This window comes from Catenovulum sp. 2E275 (assembly GCF_025515275.1).
Taxonomy (GTDB): Bacteria; Pseudomonadota; Gammaproteobacteria; order Enterobacterales; family Alteromonadaceae; genus Catenovulum.
This window is the reverse complement of sequence record NZ_JAOPFU010000029.1, coordinates 29,720-54,489: the sequence shown is the minus strand read 5'-3', so window position 1 is coordinate 54,489 and position 24,770 is coordinate 29,720. Positions and strand designations below refer to the sequence as shown.

Annotated in this window: 22 protein-coding genes; 15 read left to right on the top strand and 7 right to left on the bottom strand. The window is 38.4% G+C overall.

Annotation, left to right across the window (positions count from 1 at the left end; translation table 11 throughout):
- Positions 1-286 precede the first annotated feature (286 nt).
- Genes N7931_RS13340 through ychF form a run of 3 tightly spaced genes read left to right on the top strand, consistent with a single transcriptional unit; the run spans position 287 to position 2,615 of the window.
- On the top strand, positions 287-907 hold the full coding sequence (locus N7931_RS13340; RefSeq protein WP_262794737.1) for a 50S ribosomal protein L25/general stress protein Ctc: 621 nt from the start codon (positions 287-289) through the stop codon (positions 905-907).
- Positions 908-924: 17 nt separating this feature from the next.
- Positions 925-1,512: an aminoacyl-tRNA hydrolase gene (pth, locus tag N7931_RS13335; protein WP_262794736.1), complete on the top strand. Its 588-nt coding sequence runs from the start codon at positions 925-927 to the stop codon at positions 1,510-1,512.
- 11 nt (positions 1,513-1,523) lie between these two features.
- The gene (ychF, locus tag N7931_RS13330; RefSeq protein ID WP_262794735.1) at positions 1,524-2,615 is read left to right on the top strand and encodes a redox-regulated ATPase YchF; all 1,092 of its coding nucleotides are present in this window, start codon (positions 1,524-1,526) and stop codon (positions 2,613-2,615) included.
- Positions 2,616-2,720: 105 nt separating this feature from the next.
- On the opposite strand, the gene N7931_RS13325 is transcribed toward ychF, so the two are convergent.
- Complete coding sequence (locus N7931_RS13325) at positions 2,721-3,668, bottom strand: hypothetical protein (RefSeq protein WP_262794734.1); 948 nt, start codon at positions 3,666-3,668, stop codon at positions 2,721-2,723.
- A gap of 150 nt (positions 3,669-3,818) precedes the next feature.
- On the opposite strand from N7931_RS13325, the gene N7931_RS13320 reads away from it, so the two are divergent.
- From N7931_RS13320 to N7931_RS13300, 5 genes are all read left to right on the top strand, one after another.
- Positions 3,819-5,168, top strand: coding sequence for a tetratricopeptide repeat protein (locus tag N7931_RS13320; RefSeq protein WP_262794733.1), 1,350 nt, complete (start codon positions 3,819-3,821; stop codon positions 5,166-5,168).
- Between the two features lie 40 nt (positions 5,169-5,208).
- Positions 5,209-6,246, top strand: a complete 1,038-nt coding sequence (locus N7931_RS13315; protein WP_262794731.1) for a FecR family protein — start codon at positions 5,209-5,211, stop codon at positions 6,244-6,246.
- 149 nt (positions 6,247-6,395) lie between these two features.
- A complete protein-coding gene (locus tag N7931_RS13310; protein ID WP_262794729.1) occupies positions 6,396-7,241 on the top strand; it encodes an MBL fold metallo-hydrolase in 846 nt (281 codons plus the stop codon).
- 53 nt (positions 7,242-7,294) lie between these two features.
- Complete coding sequence (locus tag N7931_RS13305; RefSeq protein WP_262794728.1) at positions 7,295-9,469, top strand: CHASE2 domain-containing protein; 2,175 nt, start codon at positions 7,295-7,297, stop codon at positions 9,467-9,469.
- 80 nt (positions 9,470-9,549) lie between these two features.
- On the top strand, positions 9,550-9,900 hold the full coding sequence (locus tag N7931_RS13300) for a RidA family protein (protein ID WP_262794727.1): 351 nt from the start codon (positions 9,550-9,552) through the stop codon (positions 9,898-9,900).
- 90 nt (positions 9,901-9,990) lie between these two features.
- Here the strand turns inward: N7931_RS13300 and tesB are convergent, their stop codons facing one another.
- Positions 9,991-10,851: an acyl-CoA thioesterase II gene (tesB, locus tag N7931_RS13295; protein ID WP_262794726.1), complete on the bottom strand. Its 861-nt coding sequence runs from the start codon at positions 10,849-10,851 to the stop codon at positions 9,991-9,993.
- Positions 10,852-10,960: 109 nt separating this feature from the next.
- On the opposite strand from tesB, the gene N7931_RS13290 reads away from it, so the two are divergent.
- Entirely contained in the window at positions 10,961-11,509 is a 549-nt protein-coding gene (locus N7931_RS13290; protein WP_262794724.1) for an NUDIX domain-containing protein, read from the top strand.
- 24 nt (positions 11,510-11,533) lie between these two features.
- On the opposite strand, the gene N7931_RS13285 is transcribed toward N7931_RS13290, so the two are convergent.
- From N7931_RS13285 to rsmD, 4 genes are all read right to left on the bottom strand, one after another.
- A complete protein-coding gene (locus N7931_RS13285) occupies positions 11,534-12,022 on the bottom strand; it encodes a TIGR00645 family protein (RefSeq protein ID WP_262794723.1) in 489 nt (162 codons plus the stop codon).
- Between the two features lie 321 nt (positions 12,023-12,343).
- A complete protein-coding gene (locus tag N7931_RS13280; RefSeq protein WP_262794721.1) occupies positions 12,344-12,553 on the bottom strand; it encodes a cold-shock protein in 210 nt (69 codons plus the stop codon).
- Between the two features lie 172 nt (positions 12,554-12,725).
- Positions 12,726-14,624 carry a TIGR00341 family protein gene (locus N7931_RS13275; protein WP_262794720.1) on the bottom strand — a complete coding sequence of 633 codons (1,899 nt, stop codon included), beginning with the start codon at positions 14,622-14,624 and terminating at the stop codon, positions 12,726-12,728.
- A gap of 98 nt (positions 14,625-14,722) precedes the next feature.
- Positions 14,723-15,346 (bottom strand): 16S rRNA (guanine(966)-N(2))-methyltransferase RsmD, encoded by a 624-nt coding sequence (rsmD, locus tag N7931_RS13270; RefSeq protein WP_262794719.1) that lies wholly within the window; start codon positions 15,344-15,346, stop codon positions 14,723-14,725.
- A 225-nt stretch (positions 15,347-15,571) separates the two neighbouring features.
- On the opposite strand from rsmD, the gene ftsY reads away from it, so the two are divergent.
- From ftsY to N7931_RS13240, 6 genes are all read left to right on the top strand, one after another.
- Positions 15,572-16,870 (top strand): signal recognition particle-docking protein FtsY, encoded by a 1,299-nt coding sequence (ftsY, locus tag N7931_RS13265; RefSeq protein ID WP_262794718.1) that lies wholly within the window; start codon positions 15,572-15,574, stop codon positions 16,868-16,870.
- Between the two features lie 23 nt (positions 16,871-16,893).
- Positions 16,894-17,577: a cell division ATP-binding protein FtsE gene (ftsE, locus tag N7931_RS13260; protein ID WP_262794717.1), complete on the top strand. Its 684-nt coding sequence runs from the start codon at positions 16,894-16,896 to the stop codon at positions 17,575-17,577.
- Between the two features lies 1 nt (position 17,578).
- Positions 17,579-18,571, top strand: a complete 993-nt coding sequence (gene ftsX / locus N7931_RS13255; RefSeq protein WP_262794716.1) for a permease-like cell division protein FtsX — start codon at positions 17,579-17,581, stop codon at positions 18,569-18,571.
- 166 nt (positions 18,572-18,737) lie between these two features.
- Positions 18,738-19,268 (top strand): hypothetical protein, encoded by a 531-nt coding sequence (locus N7931_RS13250; protein ID WP_262794714.1) that lies wholly within the window; start codon positions 18,738-18,740, stop codon positions 19,266-19,268.
- A 2-nt stretch (positions 19,269-19,270) separates the two neighbouring features.
- Positions 19,271-19,612 carry a DUF6559 family protein gene (locus N7931_RS13245; protein ID WP_262794713.1) on the top strand — a complete coding sequence of 114 codons (342 nt, stop codon included), beginning with the start codon at positions 19,271-19,273 and terminating at the stop codon, positions 19,610-19,612.
- 460 nt (positions 19,613-20,072) lie between these two features.
- A complete protein-coding gene (locus N7931_RS13240; RefSeq protein WP_262794712.1) occupies positions 20,073-22,331 on the top strand; it encodes an arginine/lysine/ornithine decarboxylase in 2,259 nt (752 codons plus the stop codon).
- Between the two features lie 155 nt (positions 22,332-22,486).
- On the opposite strand, the gene N7931_RS13235 is transcribed toward N7931_RS13240, so the two are convergent.
- A complete protein-coding gene (locus N7931_RS13235; RefSeq protein WP_262794711.1) occupies positions 22,487-24,769 on the bottom strand; it encodes a GumC family protein in 2,283 nt (760 codons plus the stop codon).
- Between the last annotated feature and the right edge of the window lies 1 nt (position 24,770).

The following is a 24,770-nucleotide window of genomic DNA, read 5'->3' as shown; positions in this document are numbered from 1 at the left end:
AAAATGCCTGATACTGCGTCAAATTGTTTTGATGTAGAATGACTATACCTACAACAATTTGTCTTGCCTCATGCATTTTTTTCTCCGGCTGAAATTAAGCATCTTAAGGCGGAACGGGTATATACCTAAACAGTTGCTATTTTTTTAAGCTAAAAAAGCAATTATTGCTTTTTAACTCGATAATGCAGTGATAAACTACGCCGCCCAGATTTAGCGTAAATCTGGGATTAGGTAATTGCTTTGGTCGCGAAGCCGTTACATTTATTTTTTTATCGGAGTATTTTATATGTCAACTATCGAAATTAACGCATCTTTGCGTAGCGATTTGGGGAAAGGTGCGAGCCGCCGCCTACGTCACGCAGAACAAGTTCCAGCAGTTGTTTACGGCGCTGGTAAAGAAGCTCAGGCTTTAACTATTGAACACCGTATTATCTTTAAAGCTCAAGAGCAAGAAAGCTTCTACTCTCAAGTTTTAAACTTAGTTATCGACGGCGAAAATAACGATGTAATCGTTAAAGACATTCAACGTCACCCATTCAAGCCAAAAATCATGCACGTTGACTTTTTACGTGTTGTTGCTGGTCAAGAAATCCACACAACTGTACCGGTTCACTTCATCAACGAAGAAAAACCAGTTAAAGCTGGTGGTATTGTATCTCACCACGCAACTGAAATTGAAATCGCTTGTTTACCAAAAGATTTACCAGAATTCATTGAAGTTGACGTAGCTGACCTTAAAGTTGGCGATACACTTCATTTATCTGACGTTAAATTACCAGCTGGTGTTAGCTCAGTTGAATTAGCTAAAGGTACAGATCACGATGGTGCTGTTGTAACTATCGACAAGCCTAAAGGCGCTGCTGCTGATGAAGGCGACGCTGAAGAAGCTGAAACAGACGCTGAATAATATCGGGTTTTCACCTGATGACAGAGACTGTTAAAATAATCGTGGGTCTGGGTAATCCAGGCCCCGAATATGAAAGAACTCGCCATAATGCTGGAGAGTGGTACGTCCGCGAACTAGCACAAAGATATAATGCCCAGCTTAAATTAGATAGCAAATATTTTGGTTTTACGGGCTTGATTCAAATTAACGGACAAGATGTTCGTTTACTTATCCCAACCACTTTTATGAACCGAAGTGGGCAGGCTATTGCAGCTTTAGCACAATTTTATAAAATTCCGGCCGAAGAAATTTTAATTGCTCATGATGAGCTGGACATTCCCCCCGGCATTGCTAAATTAAAACGTGGCGGTGGTCATGGCGGACATAACGGTTTACGTGATAGCATTAGTCGGTTAGCCAATAACCGGGATTTTTTACGCTTACGAATAGGCATTGGTCATCCGGGCAGTAAAGAAAAAGTAACAGGCCATGTTTTAGGTAAAGCACCACAAGCAGAACAAGAATTAATTGATGCGGCAATTGATGAAGCCGTTAGGTGTACTGAAGTTTGGTTTCGCGATGGCTACACCAAAGCGGTAAGCCGATTACATAGTTTTAAAGCATAAGGTTTTTAGATATGGGTTTTAAATGCGGTATCGTCGGTTTACCAAATGTTGGTAAATCTACATTGTTTAATGCATTAACAGAAGCTGGGATTGAAGCAGCAAACTTTCCATTTTGTACAATTGAGCCAAATACCGGTGTGGTGCCTGTACCTGATCCGCGTTTAGATCAGTTAGCTAAAATTGTAAATCCGCAGCGCATTTTACCGACCACAATGGAATTTGTGGATATTGCCGGTTTAGTGGCTGGTGCATCCAAAGGTGAAGGTTTAGGTAATAAATTTTTAGCCAATATCCGTGAAACAGATGCAATTGGTCATGTTGTTCGTTGTTTTGAAAACGAAAATATCGTTCACGTTGCAGGCCGTGTTAATCCGGCAGAAGATATTGATACCATTAATACAGAACTTGCATTGGCAGACATGGATACATGCGAAAAAGCGATGCAACGCGCGGCTAAAAAAGCCAAAGGCGGCGATAAAGAGGCTAAAGTTGAACTGGAAGTTTTAGAAAAACTAAAACCTACTTTAGACGAAGGCGGGATGTTGCGCTCTGTTGAATTAGCGCCAGAAGAAAAAGCAGCCATTGCGTATTTAAACTTTTTAACGTTAAAACCAACTATGTACATAGCAAATGTAAATGATGATGGTTTTGACGATAATCCATATTTAGATGTGGTACGAGAAATCGCCGCAAAAGAAAATGCGATTGTTGTACCTGTATGTGCAGAAATTGAAGCTGAATTAGCTGAGTTAGACGCCGAAGAGCGAGCTGATTTTATGGCTGATTTAGGATTAGAAGAGCCGGGATTAAACCGAGTTATCCGTGGTGGTTATGAGTTATTAAACCTGCATACTTATTTTACCGCAGGGGTAAAAGAAGTAAGAGCATGGACCATTAAAATTAACTCAACTGCACCACAAGCAGCCGGTAAAATTCATACCGACTTTGAAAAAGGCTTTATTCGAGCTGAAGTAGTTGGTTTTGATGATTTTATTGCTAATAACGGTGAAGCCGGTGCTAAAGATGCTGGTAAATGGCGCTTAGAAGGTAAAGATTATATTGTGAAAGATGGCGATGTAATCCATTTTCGTTTTAACGTTTAATACGATTTTAAAGCACCAAACTAAATTTAAAAAACCGCGCAAGCGGTTTTTTTGTCTTTGCTTCACATTGATTTAGCTATAACTATTCCTGTATTGATAAAGTCATTAATGGCTAGTGGGTAGTTCTTCAACCGTAAAACGTCCGGCCATAATATCCTGTTTTGACTGTTCTGAAATTTCACCTACTTTAAATAAACCCGGCCCCGTGGGTTCAGCTAAAACATAGTCAATCCCGTCTAAACTAATGTACTCATCTTGGCTAATATGGCCAAGTTGCAAACCGACCAAAGCGTGATTAGGCAAATAAACCATTACTATATTTAAATGACTAAAAAAAGCACGCATTAAGCTAATAAATAGGGTTGATTTACTGTCACAATCGCCCTGATTTTCCAGCAATAATTTATTTGGGGGACTAAAACCAAGCCCTTGTGACTGGCTTCTGTCTTCTAAGGTAGAATAAGGAATGCTTTGAACCCAGCTTAAATAATAATTGATAATGTCACGTCCACTCATATTTTTCAGATTTTCCTGAGCCTGGGCAACTATATCGTCAAATAGAGGAAGCGATTCCTGCGCAATGCGGATGTGATCTGGCTTGATAAAAGCTTGCGCAAAACGGTTGGTAAATTCCATATAATAATGCTTATCTAAATACTGATTTAAAATTTCAGTTCTGAGTTCAAGCATTTGTGCATTGAGTTTTATTAACTCGGCTTTATCCTGCGCTTTTACTGTTAATTCAACGCCAAGCCCTTGTTTTTTTACTTGTATTTGAGCATATCTTGATTGGTAATTGGGTACTTTAGCTTGTAATTGTTTGTATAAATAATTTTGTGCCAGCGCAGGTCGGTAAGCCTTAAATTTTCTAAATAAATTAAACAGTGGTTTTTTATCAATCTTAAAGCTGAGAGTTTGAGTATTTTGGTTATGATCTTGCCATTGGTAACTAAATTGATTATCGGTTCTTGTAAATTTAAGTTCTGCACTTTGCCCTTGAGATATATTCAAGCTGAGCAGCAAAATAAATAAAAATGCTTTGGTTTTTCTCAAACTTTTGCCTTTGCCGATAAAATGTATTGCTTATTAATAGTATGATTTAAAATTGCACAAATGTCTGTTTAATCAAGTCAATTATCTATAAAATAACCATACTTATTTTCATCCTAATGTTTTGCCACCTACCTTTAATTTAGGGATAGTATGTACTTATTAAAAAAACAAATTTATACAGCCTGCTTAATTATTTTAGGTGGAATTGCACCATTTAACGTGCAAGCAATAGATGATAGACAAAAACTGATTAAACTTGTTGAACAACAGGATTATCAGGCTGCATATCAACTCGCTGAGCGCTTATTTGACTTACTGGCCGGTGATCCTAATTTTGATTATTTATATGGATTGTCTGCTTATCATTCTGGTCATTTACAGGAATCTATTTTTGCATTTGAGCGAGCTTTATTGGCTCGGCCGCAAGATACTAATATTCGCTATACTTTAGCTGTTGCCTATTATCAGGTTCATAACTATGAAGCGGCTAAACGGGAATTTACAATACTTAAAAATCAGACTGAATATAATTCAACAATCAGTAGCAATAGCCAACAATATCTCGCAAATATGACACAGGAGCCAGCGGCTCAGTTAGCAAAAAATTTCATTGCGAATATCCAACTGGGTTTAGGGTATGACTCCAACGCATTAGCTGCATTAGCCGAAGATGTTTACCCACTTCCATTACCTTCGCCAAATAGCGTATTAACTAAAGCATCAGACTCGGATGGGGTTTTACACTCATTTGGTGCTGATATTTTATATTTAAAACCACTTGAAGCATCGTCCAGTGTATTTGCCAGCGCAAAGTTTAAGCGAAATAATTATGCCAGCGCAGATGATTTTACCATCACAAAATTAAATATTGCTGGTGGATACATGCATAAATGGCAAAACCTGAGCGGACAAGTTAGCGGTTTATATCAAAAGTTTTGGTTAGCGGACTCGGCATATCAGGATTTATATGCATTGCTTGGTAAACTTAGCTGGCATTATTCAGCTCAACACGAATTTGCGGTTAGCAGCCAGTTTTCAACGGCCAATAACCAGGCAGATAATAATCCAGATTTACAAAGTTTAAGTTTTAAATTGAGTCATAGTTATCGTTTTGAGCAGCAGAAATTGACGAGCTACTTTACACATGGTACTCAAGAGGTAGACAATAGTGACTCAGATTCACAGCACTTTGAAAGACAACTCAATGCAATCGGTGTTAACTGGCAAACTCAACTGAAAGACTTAGGGTTATTAACGCTAAACCTTCAGCATCAATCCATTGAGCATGACGCGGTGAATCAAACATTAGGTATGAACTCAGCGGTGTCGGATCAAAAACGACGGGATCACTTGAATTCTTTTGAGTTAGGTTTTGAATATAAACTGTCGGATAAGTGGCAATGGCAAAACAGCTTAACTTTGTCCAGCCGAAACAGTAATTATAAATTTTATAATCTGGACAGAAGTGCCATTATCAGTCAGCTAAATTACAAATTTTAAGCAGTCTGACTTTATAAATGAGTATCCAAACAGGTACACAATGATGAAAGCTTTAAAAAAAATGAAATCAGTTTATTTATTAACTGTATTTGCACTATTACCAAGTTTGCCTTTATCAGCGGCAGAATTAGCGGGTAAAACAATTATCGCTAGCGGCAAGGTTAAAGCTATTTCAGAACATGCTAGCCGTGCGTTAAACCGTAGATCGCCGGTTTATAAAATTGATACAATTACCACAGCCGAAGATAGTCAGGCACAATTTAAAATGATCGATGGCGGTTTATTAGCTTTGCAAGAAAACTCTCAGTTAGAAGTAGCCAGCTATCAATACGATCAGGAAAATAATACCGGTTCTGCGGTGATGAATTTATTATCAGGTGGGTTAAGAACCATTAGCGGCAAAATTAAAAGCTATAATGGCAATTACACTTTAAATACCCCAGCAGGCAGTATTGGAGTTCGCGGGACTCACTTTGAAGTAGAAATGGTTAACGATGAATTATTTTTAGCGGTGTGGGATGGAGCGATTGATTTTCGCTCAAAACATGACAATAAAACGTATTCGTTTGGTCATAACGAGCCATTTAATTTTGCCAAAATCAATATTCAGTCAGGCAAAGTTTCGGGTTTAGCCGACGCGCCAGCCGTATTTGAAAATGGTCATGCGATTGCTTTTAACCAGCAAACCAGACTTAACACTGCTTTAGCGGCTAATCAAAAGTCAAGCGATGTAGAACCTGCACAAAGTGGCGATTTATTACCTAAACCAACCGCAACTAAACAGCGTGATTTATTTGAATTTGAAAACCCATTAGTGAAGAAAAACTCTAGTATGGCGAATACAGATAGTCGGATAGATAATAATCAAAATACGTTATCGTCTAGTGTCAGTAAAAAAGTCGAGGTTGATAGTTTAATGTCGTTTAAAGAAGATAAAAAGCAGTGGTATGCACAGCTTAATCAGGCATTTGAACGGGCTGAGTCTAATTTAGCTCAACCCAAAAAACAAAGTAGCCGTTCATCGTTACCGCTTGACGCGTTTGAGTTGCCAGCAATCTCAGCTAGTGGGGCTTTATAACAACAGGTTTAGTTAGCGTCAAATTAATTGTAAATTACAAATTTGGCGCAATATTTTTATTGAGTGTACACATTTGAGAAAGTGTTCACAGCTAAGTTTTGCTATAAAAATTATTATTAAAGTAATGCAAACTGCAATGTGGATTAAGTATGATAGTTACATTTTATGGCGTTAGAGGATCAATGCCAGCCGTTGGCGCTGAATTTACCAAGTATGGGGGCAATACTGCTTGTGTTCATATTGAGCTGACTGACGGAACAGATATAGTATTAGATTCCGGGACGGGAATCGTTCCTTTAGGCGAAAAACTTGCGCAAAAAGATACGCCAATTCATTTGTTGTTAACTCATAATCACTGGGATCATATTCAAGGGTTTCCTTTTTTCCGTCCGGCCTATCAGCAAGGGCGTCAAATTCAGATCACTCCAGGGTTAACTGAGCCTAAACAAGACACTGCTATTTTAGAGCAAATGTCAGCCACTTGGTTTCCTATTAGCTATCAACAATTATCAGCCGATATTCGTTTCTCTTATTTAAATGGGCAAGATAACTGGAAAATCGGCAGCGCTAATATCTCCCGCACAAAAATTAATCATCCCGGCGGAGGCAGCGCATATTTAATTGAAGATAATGGGATTAAGCTGGCATATATTACTGATAACGAACTGGCACCGCCGTATCCTCAAGAAACCAGCTATAACGAATGGTTAAGTTTTTTACAGTCGGTTGATTTATTAATCCATGATGCTCAATATGCAGAGCAGGATATGCCGTTTAAGCATGGCTGGGGACACAGCGTGATTGAGCAAACTGTGGAGTTAGCATGTCAGGCAAAAGTAAAACAATGTGCTTTATATAGCCATGATATTAGCCGGACAGATCAACATATTGATCGGCAATTAATTGCAATTGATCAGTATTTAACCGAACATGAAGAATTTGAGATTGATATTTTTGCAGCGGCAGAAGGCATGGTTATTGAGTTAAACGGATGAAATTAAAGCCCTTAACAATATTGTTAGGAATTATACTCACTGCATTTATTATTTTGTGGCAGCTATCTGCCAATACTTCACCTGCAAAAATTACCCTAAATAAGCTAGAGGGTATTTTATACGATTTACGCTTAAATTTGTTAAATCAATCTATTGCTTTACCGGCTCAAAATCATTCACAGACCAAAATTGTGATTGTTGATATCGATGAAAAATCAATTGCCGAGCAAGGGCGTTTCCCTTGGGATAGAAAAACGCTGGCCATACTTGTTGATAAACTTGCTGCAGCTAATACTGCTGTAGTGGCTTTTGATATTATGTTTAGCGAAACTCAACATAATCCGGTTGAAGAAATTCTTTATTCCCTTTATTTATCGCCACAAACTAAACAGCAATTGGTGCAAATTCGTTCTAAATTTGATGCCGATTTAATATTTGCCAATAGTCTAGCAAAAACAGATTCAGTACTGGCGATGCAATTGGATGATTCGGGCATGCGGCAACCTCAACATATTGTCCAGCATGATAACCTGCAAACCTCTGTGGTATTAACGCCCGCTAATGTTACCGCACAGCAAACGTCAGTGTTGAGTAAATCAACTATGCGTGCCGCAATTGATAAACTTAAAATTCAGTATGAAACGGATTCATTTAGGTTTAACCAAGGCTTTATTAATTCAATTCCGGACGATGATGGCTCTATTCGCCGAGCGGCTTTACTGTTAAGACATAAAGACAATATTTATCCATCTTTAGCACTGGAAGCGGTTAGAACATATTCATTTGAGAATCAAATTAAAGTCGAAAGTAAACCCGCCGGAGATTATGCGTTTATAACAGGTTTATGGCTAAACCAGAGCTTTGTTCCAACCGACGCTTATGGCCGGATCTGGATACCTTATCAAGGCAAACAAGCTAGCTTTCGTTATATTTCGGCGACAGATGTTATTAATGACAGGGTAGATCCTGAAAATTTAGCGGGGGCTATTGCTTTTGTTGGTACTTCCGCCGCAGGGTTGGCTGACTTAATTGAAACACCTGTAGGGATGCAATATCCGGGAGTTGAGGTGCATGCCAATATTGCTTATGGCTTGCTACACCCTGAAATTTTATTAACCGAGCCAGATAGTGTTGATGCTATTATTACCCTATTTTTATTGCTGGTTGGTTTATTACTAAGCTTGTTTTTAAATCGGTTGAACTCAATTGCAATGATTTTAGTGGCAACTGTTACAATAGCTGCTTGCATCGGGCTTAACTTATTATTGTGGCATTATTGGCGGTTAGTGCTTCCGCTGACCGGTTGTTTGTTACTGATTTTTGGAATTAGCCTGATTAATCTAATTTCAGGTTATTTGGCTGAAAGCTTTCAAAAAAATAAAATTAAAAACTATTTTGAACAATATGTGCCGGCTGCGCATATTGATAAAATGTTAGCTTCACCAAATAAAGTCAGTTTTGCCGGTGAGCGTAAACAAATGACTGTATTATTTGCTGATATTCGTGATTTTACCCGAATTTCAGAAGGACTTTCTGCTGGTGAGGTAAAGCAACTCTTAAATGAATATTTATCACCAATTACCAAAATTATTTTAGATAATCAGGGCACAATAGATAAATATGTGGGTGATATGGTGATGGCATTTTGGGGCGCACCACTTAATGATCCAAAACACTGCCAACACGCTATTGATGCCGCATTTGAAATGATTGAAGCAACCAGAAAAATTAATGCCGAATTTGCCAAAAAAGGGTGGCCAAAAATTGAAATTGGTATTGGTATTAATACCGGCGAAATGAATGTTGGCGATATGGGATCTGAGTTTAGGCGAGCTTATACCGTTATTGGTGACTCAGTTAACTTAGCCAGCCGACTAGAGAGCCTGACTAAGTTTTATGGCGTTAATTTTTTAGTCAGTCAAAAAACCAAACAAACGGCTACTGAATTTAAATATCTGTTAATTGATAAAGTGAAAGTAAAGGGCAAACAGCAGGCGATTTCTGTTTATCAACCCATAAAATTTTTAGACGAGCAAGTAATGCATTTACACGAGTTAGCGTATCGTGCTTATTTTGCGCAAGACTGGGAAAATGCCAGATTACTCTTTACCAGTTTATTTGAACAAACCCAATATAAAGTCTATCAAATATTTTTAGCCCGGATCGATGTGCTGAGCCAGCAAAACCTTGATGTATGGGATGGTAGTTACTCACATCAGGATAAATAGCCCCAACTTAGCCGCGATATTTGTTACAATACTTGGTTTTATACCCAAGCTATTTGGGTGTTATTTTACGGGTAGTCAACATGATTGAAAGAATCGAAACCGGCGCAAGAATGAGCCGAATTGTAAAACATCAAGGCACCATTTATTTATGTGGACAAGTTTGTGCAGATGCAACAAAAGATATTACTGAACAAACACAAACCATGTTAGATAAGGTGGATGCCTTATTAACCCAAGCGGGTAGTGATAAAGAACATATTTTATCTGCGACTATTTATTTAAAAGATATGGCTGACTTTGCACCAATGAATGCGGTGTGGGATGCATGGATACCTCAAGGTTTTGCGCCTGCACGAGCATGTGTGCAAGCTGCTATGGCAAGAGAGGCTTTGTTAGTTGAAATATCTGTGATTGCAGCCGAAAAAGTATAAGTTAATCAGCAGCAATCACTTTAATTCGTGGTTAATAGCGAGCGCAGTAAATGCGAATTGCGCAGGTAATTAGCCACGGTTTCGGTTGAATTAACCCCTATCTCTGATTACGCCTTCCTGAGCGCAAGACGCTACCAGTTTGCCCTGTAAATTATAGAATTCACCACGGACAAATCCTCTGGCTCCTGATGCTGACGGACTATCAATCGCAAATAATAACCAGTCATTTAAACTAAAATCACGATGAAACCACATCGAATGATCTAAAGTTGCAACCTGCATTTTAGGATCAATAAAGGTTCTGGCATGTGGCAATAACGAAGTAACTAAAAAATTAAAATCAGAGGCATAAGCCAGCAAATATTTATTCATCTGGCTGTTATCAGCAATTTGTCCATTTGCTTTTACCCAAAAGTGACGGCGCGGCTGGGCTTTTTCAGGTGCTAACGGGTTTAATGGCTCAACTGCTCTGAACTCAAGTGGTTTATCACTAATAAATTTATCTCTGATGCTAGGCGGAATATATTGTTGAAACTGCCGAGCTAATTCAAGTTCAGAGGTTAACCCGTCAGGGCCTTTTACTTCAGGCATAGTTGACTGATGCTCAAAACCCGATTCTAGCTTTTGAAATGAGGCCGTTAAATAAAAAATGGGTAAGCCATGTTGAATTGCTTCCACTCTGCGGGTGCAAAAGCTTTTTCCGTCTCTAATAACATCAACTTTATAAACAATGGGATGTTTAACATCGCCAGAGCGTAAAAAATAAGAGTGAAAAGAATGTAAGTGTCTATCGTCCGGCGCGCTTTGTTGAGCCGCTGATAAGGCTTGTCCTAAAACTTGCCCACCAAATACAGCGCCAAATCCTAAATCCTGAGATTGACCACGATAAATTCCTTTTTCTATTTTCTCTAGCGCTAATAAATCAATTAACTCATTTAAAACCTGGCTCATATTTAACCCCACAATAAATTGATTTATAGATCATAAGCCCAGTTCACTTTATTGCAAGGTACAATATGGTAAGCTCAGCTCTGCACAGAGTGATTCTAAAGGAACGATAATGAAAGACGAAGGTAATCCGTGGAAAGTTAAATCAAGCGAAGATATTTATCAAAGCCCGTGGATTAAAGTCCGCGAAGATAAAGTTATCACGCCCGCCGGAACCGATGGTATTTATAGTGTGGTTGAATTTCAAAACTCAGCTGTGGGCATTGTCCCGGTTGATGAAGATGGGAATACTTGGCTGGTAGGACAATGGCGTTACCCACTACAAAAATATAGCTGGGAAATTATTGAGGGTGGTTGCCCTAAAGGCGAATTGCCGGAAGAGTGTGCTAGACGGGAATTAAAAGAAGAAGCTGGTTTAACCGCACAAACGTTAACACCCTTCTTAGAAATGTCGCTTTCTAATTCATCAACCGATGATCAGGCAATTGTTTATTTGGCTAAAGGTTTAGAAATGGGTGAAGCCGAGCCGGAAGATACCGAAGCCTTACAGCTAGTAAAAATGCCGCTGAGTCAGGCTTTTGATTATGTTATGCAAGGCCGAATTCACGATGCAATTAGTGTTGCTGCCTTATTAAAGTTAAAGCAGTTAGGCTATTTTTAGTTTAACTTTAAAAAATTAATCGCCTTAGTGGCGATTAATTTTATCTAAATAACCCATAATAAAAGCAGAAGCGACAAAAGTGAGGTGGATAATGACATACCACATCATTTTTTCGGTTTCTATTTTGTCTGCATTCATAAATATTTTGAGCAAATGAATCGACGATATCGCCACAATAGACGCCGCTACCTTAGTTTTTAAGGTGCCAGAGTCAACCTTACCTAACCAGCCCAGCTTTTCGCGGCCAGACTCAATATCAATCTGGCTGACAAAGTTTTCATAACCAGATAGCATCACCATAACTAATAAACCACCGACCAGTGAAATATCAATTAAAGACAAGATAGTTAAAATTAAATCTGTTTCTTTTAACGAAAATAACACTGGAAATAAATGCCAGATTTCCTGAAAGAATTTAACCGTTAAAGCAACTAATGCCAAACTCAGTCCCAAATATAAAGGGGCTAATAACCAACGGGCAGAATAAAGTAAGTTTTCAAAAAACTTTTCCAAATTTAACTCCTAAAGGGTTGAATAAACAGATGTTCTGTAATTCATTATACGGAATTTTTAACTCAGGAAAATAAAACCGGATTGAATGAATAAAAAATATTGAAGAATATCTAAATAAGCTGAATTACATATAAGAAAATTTGCCCAGCGGGCTATTTTTTTTGTCTACCATAGTTGGAACATAAATTAAGGTAGGTTTGTTATTGTTTAATTTAATTGCAGAGAGATTTAAAGAGGGGATAAAGTCGGTCTTTGTTTATTATGGAGCCTAAGCACTGAATAAAAACGACCGACTGGGTGTCGATTTAAGTCGAGTGCTTATTAAACTGGAACTACGTTCTCAGCTTGTGGGCCTTTTTGACCTTGAGTAACTGTCATAGTCACTTGTTGGCCATCTTTTAAAGTTTTACGTCCGTTTGCCTGAATAGCACTAAAGTGTACAAACACATCTTTACCGCCTTCTTGCTCAATGAATCCAAAACCTTTTTCATCATTGAACCACTTCACTGTTCCTGTTACTTGATTTGACATTGCTTTCTCTTTCTTTCTAAAAAACTAAGCTCCCAAAAAAACGGGATACTTTTCTGTTGCAGATTCATTTTAGCAGTAAAATAACTAACTTGTCGCTTAAAATGTATCTACTTTCATAAAAAATTAATCAAAAATTGAACAGTTATCTTGACGAAATTCAGATTTTGTCAGTTTAACGCCTGATCACGAGTGTCATTTCCAGTTCAACCGGTCGCTCTAAACTCTGTTCAAGCTGTTTTTTTATGGCTTCAATTTGTACTTCGCTTGGGTAATTCGGCACAACTAGGTCGAATCTGACCAATAAAGGCGACTCATGAAATATTTTTACATTTTTTATTTGTGCATCTTTTAATTGCAGCGAACTCACTTTGCCTGTCCAAGTATTGTTCTGCACCATGTTAACAAAACTGAGTGCAAGCGGAATTGAGATTAAGGTGGTAATGATTACGGTAATCAATAAACCTTTTTGGGCGCGGCGAAATGGTGAAAACCCTAACCATGAAAAGGTAATTGCGGCGGCTAATACTATGCCAGAAAGGTTAGTTAAAAATAGCAGGAATGAACCTAAAATCATGTCCAGATCCATCCATGCAATTGCAACGCCTGTTGTTGCCAGCGGCGGAACAAGTGCCACAGCGATAGCAACGCCAGCTAAACTTTTTGCGACTTCGGAGCGGCTGTTAGCATAAGCAGCGGCTATCCCTGAAATAATAGCTACCCCTAAATCCAGCAGGTTAGGTGAAACCCGTGCTGACATTTCTTGGGTTAGCGAATTAAGCGGGATCATCAAAGATAATAATGAGCCACAACTTAATGCCAACAATAAGCCATTGAGTAAGGTTTTGCTGGATTGTGTCATTAAACTTTGATCTTGGCGGACTGTACTCATCGCCAGCGAAACTATCGGTGCCATTAGCGGGGCTAAAATCATTGCGCCAATAATGACCGGTGCTGAATTTGCGAATAAACCTAAAGTGGCGAGCATGGTAGATAGAGCCATTAAGGTTAAAAAACCACCCGATGTGCTGGCGTTCTCACGTAATGATTGATAAAGCTCACGAAACTCTTCAGTGCCGGCGTGAATATTCCACGGTAAGGTTTTACTCACCAGTTCTGGCACAGCATCAGCAGTTGGTAAATGTTGAGTCCTAAAAGCTTCTTTACCGTGAGCCGCGGCTCTGTCTACTTTTAAGTAACGGCCGGGCACTAATTGCAAAGATTTATTTTGAATTTCAAAATAGAGTTTATCCCCACGGCGCTCACGCCCGTCAATGCGGTATTCTATTTCTTTTTGCGTGGTTAACTCCATACCGCCGGTTCTAACGTGACCAATAAATTCGGGTAGTTTAGTCGGAGGAGTCACTATATTTTTAATTAATCCGAATAATAGCTGGCGTAAGCTGCGTGGCGCTAAAAATACTGCATGGAACATGCCGTCATTAATGTTGGACTCGCCAATTAACTGCTGGACAAAACGGGTATTGCTAGAATGCTCAATCACTGAAATCGCGGTAACCGCAGTCGTTATGGTTTTGCCTTTTTGGGTTGTCAGCGTTAATTTAAATGGAATTTGACGGTGAATTTCTTTAAGTCGTTTGCCAAAGTTTTTTAAACGGTTTAATAAACTTGGCTTAGTCATTCTGATTGGTTTTAAACCAACAAAGTCGCCTACTTCAACAGAGTTTAATACTAGCTCGTTATTGCATTTAAGCATATCAACTGTGTATTGCTCTAAACTAAAGCTGTCTTTTATTGCTTCTTTTAAATCAAAGTGAACACCAAACCCAATCACACTTTGTGGCGCTTCTTTATGTGGTAAAACCGAAATAGTACAGCCTTCTTTTGCTAAAACCGGAATAACCTGCGCATTGAGCTCGTCTGGTAAATAGACAATACATAAATCTGTTTCGAGTAGTTGAGTGCTGCCTGATAATACGTCTTCAGCGACAATTTCAAAGAGTTTGCAATTTGGCGCTATCTCAATAATTTGATCAACAACGTCATTGGGAGCTGACTTTTCCGTGATTAAAAAAGTCCTTTCAATATCAACAAGGTTTGGGTTATCAGTCATAAAATTGCGCAGTTAATCTCAGTTAATTTTATGCTGGCAGAATTTAGCTCAATTGAAAAGTGAAATTTGAATAACAAGTGTATTTTTGGCAAATAGCGTTAGCTCACCTGAAACAAACGGTAGCAAACTTGGCCAGCTGTTTTTTCTTTTAAAATTTGCCAGTTAGCAGGCCAAAAAATGTCTTTTAATTCGCTTTCGGTTTCTACATAAATTAATGCATCTGAGCTTAGAAGATGATTTTGTATTAATAACTGGCAAGTTTTTTCAGCTAACCCCAATCGAAAAGGCGGATCAATAAAAACTAGATCAAATTGATTTTGGCATTGGTTTAAAAAAGTTAAACAATCTTGCTCAATGACTTCGGCTTGCAAATCTGTATTATGCTGAGACTGGGTAATTTGCTGCAAATTCTGTTTTAACTGCTTTGCCACCTGCGGGGTCTTTTCAACCAAAGTAACAGAGGCCGCCTCGCGGGATAATGCCTCAAACCCTAAAGATCCAGAGCCTGCAAAACAGTCCAAGACTTTTGCACCATTTACATTAAACATTAACCAGTTAAATAAAGTTTCTTTTACTCTGTTAGTGGTTGGACGTAGCCCTTGGCTGTCTTGTACGGGGAGTTTTTTGCCTTTGAATCTGCCGCTGATAATTCGGATAAATCCCGTATTTTTATGCTGAGTTGTTTTATGGGCATGACTGCGGTTTGGGCGGCGAGCTGGCATAGCTTTCCTTTTAATCAATTTTTATAAATGAAACAGTTCTGGCAGGATTATACCGCAAAGTGTGAATAAACAGGCATGTTAACTCAACTTAGTTTAACTCTTACTACAATCTGATTTGATTTAGGGTTAAAATGACAAAAATAACTAATGTTGTGAAATTCTAAGAAATTTTTACGCAATTTTTCAAAAATTTAATCGATAAAATTAATAGAGATTTAAAAGCGGATGAGCAAAAAGAAAGGTTTGTTTAGTTGGTTCGGGCGCAAAGATAGCGCTCAAAATGAACAGGTTGATGAGCAAAAAAATGAAGCTGTACAACCGCCAGAACCAGCGCTTAAAAGTGAAACAGAACAAAAAGCTGAAAAACAAGAGCAAAACGAGCAGCAAAATAACGTATCGCAAGATGAGTCGCTTGAACTGGCTGAAGATATAAAAAACAAAGCCGGTGAGCTTGAAGTTGATGTGGTAGAAGCTCAAGTCGAAACTGAGTTAGCGACAGAGCCTAAAGCAGATGAGCCAGAAGCGTCTGAGCCAGAAATCAGCGAAGTAGAAACAAATAGTGCAGAGACTCAACCTGAACCACAACAAAAACCGGGCTTTTTCTCGCGTTTAAAGCAAAGTTTAACCCGCACTAAAGCCTCTATTGGTAGTGGTTTATTTGGTCTGTTTAAAGACAAAAAAATTGATGATGATTTATTTGAGGAGCTGGAAACTCAGCTCTTAATGGCTGATTTGGGGATAGACACAACAACCAAAATTATTAACTCGGTGACAGAATCTGCAAAACGCAAAGAGTTAAAAAATGCAGAAGCTTTATACGGTTTGTTAAAAGAGAAAATGCGCGACATTTTAGCAGAAGTGGATAAACCATTAGAGCTAACACCGCCAAACGATGGCCCATTAGTTATTTTAATGGTTGGGGTAAACGGGGTAGGTAAAACCACCACCATAGGTAAACTCGCTAAGCAATATCAGCAACAAGGTAAGTCTGTGATGTTAGCTGCCGGTGATACATTTAGAGCCGCAGCGGTTGAGCAGCTACAAGTTTGGGGGCAACGTAATAATATTCATGTCGTTGCGCAGCATACCGGTGCCGATAGTGCGTCTGTTGTTTACGATGCTTTTGCCTCAGCTAAAGCTAAAAATGTCGATATTTTAATTGCCGATACCGCAGGTCGTTTGCAAAACAAATCGCATTTAATGGAAGAGCTTAAAAAAATTGTACGGGTAATGAAAAAAATCGACCCGAATGCCCCACACGAAATTATGTTAGTGATAGATTCAACCACTGGGCAAAATGCAGTTAGCCAAACTAAGTTATTTGATGAAGCGGTTGGGTTAACCGGTATTTCATTAACTAAGTTAGACGGAACCGCAAAAGGTGGGGTTATTTTTGCAGTAGCAGATCAATTTAAAGTGCCGATTCGCTACATAGGTGTGGGTGAGGGAATTGATGATTTACGGCCATTTAATGCCGATGATTTTATTGAAGCCTTATTTAGTACAGACGAAGCAAACGAATAAATACAAAAACAAAAGGTTTACGGATGATTCAGTTTGAGCAAGTATCAAAAACTTATCGCGGTGGGCATCAGGCGCTGCAAAAAATCAGCTTTGAAATAAAAGCGGGTGAAATGGCATTTTTAACCGGACATTCTGGCGCTGGTAAAAGTACCTTGCTTAAACTGATTTCAATTATGGAGCGTCCGTCTACCGGAAAAGTGCTAATTAACGGACATGATTTAAGTCAGATCAATCGCCGGCAGATCCCTTATGTTAGACGCGATATCGGGATGATTTTTCAAAATCATCACTTATTAAAAGAGCAAACCGTATTTGATAATGTCGCTTTGCCTTTAATTATTGAAGGTTACAGTTTAAAAGAAACTAAAAAGCGGGTACATGCCGCTTTAGATAAAGTAGGCTTGTTGGATAAACAAAGATACTACCCAGTTATGTTATCGGGTGGTGAGCAGCAAAGAGTCGGCATTGCCAGAGCTGTAGTTAATACCCCTCCAATTTTATTAGCCGACGAACCAACCGGTAATTTAGATCCTAAGTTATCGCTTGATATAATGCGTATTTTTGAAGAATTTAACCGGGTTGGTACCAGTGTTTTTATCGCAACCCATGATCTTGGTTTAATTGCTCGCATGAAATACCGCACTTTAACACTCAAACAAGGCCGAATGTTAACCTCCAATTTAGCTGATGATGAGGGCGAGGTATAACATGAGTTTATTATTTAAAAACCGTGAACGTTCATCAGGTGCTAATCAGCGTAAACTGAGTTTTATTCAAAAAATAAGAAGCTTTTTTATCAGTCATCTTCGTCAGTGGTTAAGTTCACTTGGCAGTATTTGGCGCGATCCTATGCCATCTATTTTAACCATAGCGGTATTGGGTGTGAGTTTAACCTTACCGGCGACGTTATATGTTGTGGTTAAAAACGCCGAATCGGTAGAACAAAATTGGCAAAGCGCCGCAGAAATCTCCCTGTTTTTACAAGATGAATTAAACCAGCAACAGCTTTCGACTTTTATTAAACAAGTTGAACTCAATCATAAAGTTGACAAAGTTCGGCTAATTAGTAAAGACGACGCGTTGGCTGAGTTTGAACAAGAATCTGGCTTTGGCGATGCATTAAACCTGCTTGATTCAAACCCACTGCCTAATGTATTGGTTGTTGCTCCGTTACCTGAATTTTCATCTGCCAGCGCAGCCAAAGATTTATTAACTGAGCTTGAGCAAATGCGAGAAGTTGACTTTGGCAAACTGGATATTGAATGGCTGCGTCGTTTAAACGCATTGTTAAGTATGGTGAATACAGCGCTCAGTAGTTTAGTTATTTTATTATGTATCTCAGTGGTTTTAATTGTTGGTAATACCATTCGATTATCTATCGCAAATCGCAAAGAGGAAATCGAAGTGCTTAAACTGGTAGGTGCAACCGACAGTTTTATTCAGCGTCCTTTTTTATATACTGGGCTTTGGTATGGTTTTTTTGCGGGTATGCTGGCTTGGTTTAGCATTGAAATACTGCTGTTATTTTTAGCCAGCTCAATTGAAAAACTCACTGAACTGTATCACTCCAACTTTAGCCTTGCCGGACTCAGCATAGGTGAAATGTTTATCTTACTCGGTATTAGCATGTTATTAGGCTGGCTTGGCTCGTTTATTGTTGTAAGGCAACAAATAAAACAGATAGAACCCGAGTTAGGGTGATTAAAATACTCTGTAAGCTATTAACTCAAAATGTTGCGAATAGGGGAAATTAACCTGTTAGCCTTGAAGCGCTTTGGGGATTATCGTTATTCACCTGAGTGCCTATTTAATTTTTTGTTGGGGTTCGATTCGCTCGACCCAACCTACATGGCTTCAAAATTCTAATATGAAAAATATAGCTCCTCGTAGATACATTTTTGTATTTATAAAAATGCTTTTAATTACTGTAACATTAAGTTTGTTAGCTTATTGGCTGAGTGGTCAAATCTGGGTTGCTGCATTAACGTTTGTAATTTTGTTTGTTATTGTTAGATTTAATCCCAGAGGTGGTCTATATAAAAGAAGGAAAAATATTGATCTGATATTAACTGATCAAATTAACTTTAATTTACCTTCACCTTTGCTTGATAAAGCAGAAGAAAAAGAATGGATCAGAGGTTTTGGTTTTATTGATGTAGTAGACCAATTGATGTGGGTTAAAGCCACAAAACAAGGTCTTGCTCTATTTTATTGGTGCTACAGAAGAAAGGGGGCAATTCTAGTATCTTGGGATTTAATTTATTCGATTAAACTACAAGAAAACTCATCTCAAGCTAGAATAGCCATCCTCAATACTGAGCATAATTTAATAGTTCCTTGGTCTAAAGAGTTTAATAACTTAGTCCCTGATAAGGTTGGATTTATTAATAAGGTTTAGTTATGTTTGAGCGTTACACTAAAAATAAAGCCATTAAACAGTATCATACTAAGTTATATAAATGCCTCATTAGAGATTATGGTAAAAGTTTTGGGTGTAACAAAAAACAAATTATATCATCTATTAAAAGACATAAATTAAACGAAAAATACTCAGTCTATGCACTTGCAATGTATTTGGATAAAGAAATATTTTGTGAGTTGATAACCGAAGCATCCTCTGAGCAAATCTTTAAAGAGATTAAGACGGTTGTTGATCCAAAGCCGAAACACCTAAAACATGAAAATTTTGTGCATATGCATCGAGGTTATAGTTTGACGGGGCTTGCCAGTGGCGGTGATTAATAATTAGACTGAACTAAGGTGTAATATAGAGCCTTTAAAGTAGGAGCTATGACTTAACTCTTTTGCTCTACCTTGACAACCCTTGTTGAATGCTTAGTATTTCACTCATCAACTCAATTAAATTTTTATTAAAATAATTAAAAAAAGCTTTTCATTTAACTCAAAAGTGATTTAATGCGCGCCAGACAAGCTGGCGTTCAATGCTGAATTCTTTCGTATCAGAGCAGAGCGGTCGGGTAGGCGACTTACCTTTGTAAATCGCTGTTTTTATGTACAACAAATAATTCTTAAACTAGCATCTTGATATATCTTGGGTATAGTAGAAATGTTTGTAGTGCAACGCCGTCTGCTTAACTGATAAATCTGTAACTACCCTTCCCAGTTTTGCAGACCTTATTTGGCCAAAATTTAACTGTGTTACTGCAAATATATTTTGGAACTAACTAATAGGGCAATTAATATGAAATTTCGTTTTCCGGTCATTATTATTGACGAGGATTTTCGCTCTGAAAATATTTCAGGTTCAGGTATTCGTGATTTAGCTGACGCAATCAGCCAGCATGGTATGGAAGTGATTGGTTTTACCAGTTATGGCGATCTAAGCGCATTTGCACAGCAATCAAGCCGTGCTTCTTGTTTTATCTTATCTATTGATGACGAAGAATTTGGTGAAGGGTTAGAGGCCGATATCGAACAGGCAGTAGCCCCTATTCGTCAATTTATTAGTGAAGTACGTAAACGCAATTCAGATATTCCAGTATTTTTATATGGTGAGACTAAAACGTCGCGGAATATTCCTAATGACGTATTGCGCGAGTTGCATGGTTTTATTCACATGTTTGAAGATACGCCTGAGTTTGTTGCTCGCCATATTATCCGCGAAGCTAAAAAATATATGGATGCATTAGCGCCGCCGTTTTTTAATGCTTTGGTTCATTATGCTGAAGATAGCTCGTATTCATGGCATTGTCCGGGACACTCGGGTGGGGTTGCGTTTTTGAAAAGCCCGGTTGGGCAAATGTTTCACCAGTTTTTTGGTGAAAATATGCTGCGTGCCGATGTTTGTAACTCGGTTGATGAGCTAGGCCAGTTACTTGACCATACCGGTCCGGTTGCGGCTAGTGAGCAAAATGCTGCGCGTATTTTTAATTGTGATCATTTGTTTTTTGTGACCAATGGTACGTCTACCTCAAATAAAATTGTTTGGCACTCAACTGTCGCGCCAGGTGATATTGTGGTGGTTGACCGTAACTGTCATAAATCGATTTTACACTCGATTATTATGACGGGAGCGATTCCGGTATTTTTAATGCCAACTCGAAATAACTACGGCATTATTGGTCCTATTCCGAAAAAAGAATTTACCTTAGAGTCTATCGAGAAAAAAATTGCGGCTAATCCTTTTGCGCGTAATGCTAAATGCAAAAAGCCAAGAATTTTAACCATTACCCAAAGCACTTATGATGGGGTGGTATATAACGTTGAGCAAATTAAATCTTTATTAAGTAATCAGGTTGATACACTGCATTTTGATGAAGCTTGGTTGCCGCATGCTAGTTTCCATGAATTTTATAAAGATATGCATGCAATTAGTGCCGAAGGTGAGCGTGCTGATGATGCATTAGTATTTGCGACTCAGTCTACTCATAAATTGTTGGCTGGTTTATCGCAGGCATCACAAATTCTGGTACAAAACGGTAAAAACCGTGAGCTAGATACTTATCGTTTTAATGAATCTTATTTAATGCACACATCGACCAGCCCTCAGTATTCAATTATCGCATCTTGCGATGTTGCTGCGGCTATGATGGAAGGGCCGGGTGGTCGTGCTTTGGTTGAAGAATCTTTATTAGAAGCGATTGATTTTCGCCGTGCTATGCGCAAAGTGGATGAAGAGTTTGGCGACGATGAATGGTGGTTTAAAGTTTGGGGCCCAGAAAAGCTAGCTGACGAAGGGGTTGGTGAACGTGATGATTGGGTAATCCATACTGATGATCACTGGCATGGTTTTGGTGAGATTGAATCTGGCTTTAATATGCTTGATCCAATTAAAGCCACTATTATCACTCCGGGTTTAAACCTAAATGGTGATTTTGATGAAATGGGTATTCCGGCGGCTATAGTCAGTAAATATTTAGCAGAACATGGCATTATTATTGAAAAAACCGGTCTTTATTCATTCTTTATTATGTTCACTATTGGTATTACCAAAGGTCGTTGGAATTCAATGGTGACTGAATTACAACAGTTTAAAGATGACTATGATCAAAACTTGCCTTTGTGGCGGGTAATGCCTGAGTTTGTGGCAAAACACAAACAATACGAAAGAGTGGGTTTACGTGATTTATGTCAACGTATTCATCAGATGTACAAACAATATGATGTTGCACGTATCACTACTCAAATGTATTTATCGGATATTGAAACCGCAATGATCCCATCTGACGCTTGGGCTAAAATGGCACACAGAGAAGTTGAACGGGTATCAATTGATGAAATTGAAGGGCGAATTACCGCGATGTTAGTAACGCCTTACCCACCGGGAATTCCTTTAATGGTACCGGGTGAGCGTTTTAACCCAACTATTATTCAATACCTTAAATTTGCCCGTGACTTTAATACTGCATTACCGGGCTTTGAAACAGATGTGCATGGTTTAATCAAACAAGAGGTAGACGGAAAAACCTGCTACTTTGTAGATGTGGTTAAAGAGTCGTAGTTAGAGGTTGAGAGTTAAAAATTGAAAGCTAAAGAATAAATAACGCTTTAATTTTACAGTGATGAAAAATAGGCTGGATAAGATATCCGGCCTATTTTGTTTTAAGCCTTGTTATTTTTTGCTTTTAGCTATTTTAAATACATCCACGCTCGCGTTTAATTACGGTTATTGATTCGCTTTTTTAACTCTATTAAACGGCGTGGCTTTTTATCCAGTTTTTGATATTGAGCTAATAATTCCTGTCGTTTTAACTCCAGCTCATTGTGGTTGATATCAATAAAGCGTTTAGGCATCGCGATAATATTATTATCGCTTGGTAATATTTCTACGACAGGTTTTATATATTGGCGGTATTGATAGCGAGATAGTTTTTGTTTAGTTTGGTTTAGCACTAACCCAAGTAAGTTAGCATTCACTTGTTCAAGTAAATGCAGGCCATTGCTGATAAATCCTCTTGGCGTTTTATCGGCTTGGGCAACAAATAAAATACCATCTGCTACTTTGCTAATAGCCTGCGCATCCGCAACCAAATTAACGGGTGCGGTTTCTATTATCACTCGGTCGTAATGTTTAGCTAATGCTTTTAATAGCTTTAAAAACTCAGCAGAGAGCAAAAGTTTACTTGGGTTATCGCAAGGTGCTCCTGCGGTTAATACATCAAATCCGAGTGTTTTATCGCGGTATAAACATTGAGATAATTTATATTGACCAGACATCAGTTCGACCAAACCAGCACGGTTGGTTGGGACTTCCAGTTTTTGTGCCATTGAAGGTTTGCGCAAATCAGCATCTATTACCAACACCTTTTCCATTTCTGCAAACGTTTTAGCTAAATTAAGAGCTAATGTAGATTTACCTTCACTGGGCATAGCTGAGGTAATCGCCAGAATATTCGCGCCCTCATAGTTCATTTTAAGGCGGGTTCTAAGGGTGCGAATGCTTTCAAGGTAATATTCGTTATTAAATAATTCGTGATGCAATAACGCTGAGTTGTTAACTGTGCGCCGTTTAATTTGTGGTATTTCAGCTAAAACCGGTAAATTGGTTATTTGGCTGGCTTCTTCTTTATCTCGAATACCTTTGCGGGAAAACTCAATAATAAAAATACAGAAGACACCCAGCATGGCGCCTAGTAAGCTGGCTAATACTAAAATTAATGATTTTTTCGGGCTGACAGGTATTGGGTTTAGCTCGGCATAGTCGACAATATTGGCAAAAGCTTTTTCCATATTTTTAGTCGCTTTGGTTTCTTGTAAGCGCTTTAAAAAGGTATCGTATAATTCCTGATTGGCGGTCACTTCGCGTTGCAATCTACGATAATGATTTTGCTGCATGGTCAGGGTTTGAAATTCATTTTTAGCCTGCTCAAAGCTTCGTTTTATTTGGTTTAATTGCTTAAAAGCTGTTGTGTATTGATATTCAACACCTTGAATTAACGTTTTAATTTGTTGATTAAGGGTAAATTGAGTTGCTTTAATTTCTTCTGTCAGGGCAATATGTTTAGGATGTTTTGGACCATAAACTAAAGCTAAATCCGCTAGTTTTAATTTTAGCTGAGTGAGTGCGCCATGAGTTGCTTCAACTAATGCATTGCTTGGAATCGCATTAGACAGCAATAATAAGATCGGATCTTGAGTGGCCTGAATCGCATCATATTTCACTTTTAATTCATCAACCTGACGCTGCATTTGTAATTGCTGCTGGGCAAGCGTTTCTATGTCTTTACTTTTTAGGCTTAATACCCCAGCTAAATCGACAAGGTCTTCCTGTTGAATGTAAGTTTGTAAACTCTGTTCGGCAATTTCTAATTTGCTTTTTAACTGTGAAAGCTCAGTGACTAGCCAATTGGTTGCATTATCGTTTACCTGACTGCGTGAGTCTTGATGGTATTCCATGTAAACATCGGCAAGCGCATTAGCAATTTGCTGCGCCAGAGCGGGTTGGGTTGCTGTCACGCTAATATTAATGAGTTGGCTACCCGTTATCTGGCTGATTTTTATCATGCGTTGCAATTGATTAATTAACGCTGAGCTGTTGTTAGGTAAATTGTCGTTAGCTTGAGCTGCGTTACTGAGAAAAGGCAAATATTGTTCAATTGGTTTTTTAATAATTGGGTTGAGCTTGTTTGAGGTGAGCGAGAGTTTGGTTATGACTCTTTGCAGCATAGAGCGCGATTTTAATAACTCAATTTGAGTGCTGTAATATTCTTTATTACGAGCTTCAAGCACGTATATATCATCAATAGAGACAAGATTTGCTTGCTCTAAACCTATTTGCAATGTGGTTTGAGCTGTATATTTTTTGGTGGCGTTTTCCGCGTATAGCCATGCCGCTAAAATAAAAAGGATGCTAAAACTAATAGGTAGCCACTTTCGCCACCAGAGCAGAGAAAATAATTGAGTTAAGTCGATTTCGTCCTGATCGGCTAATTGAGTCATG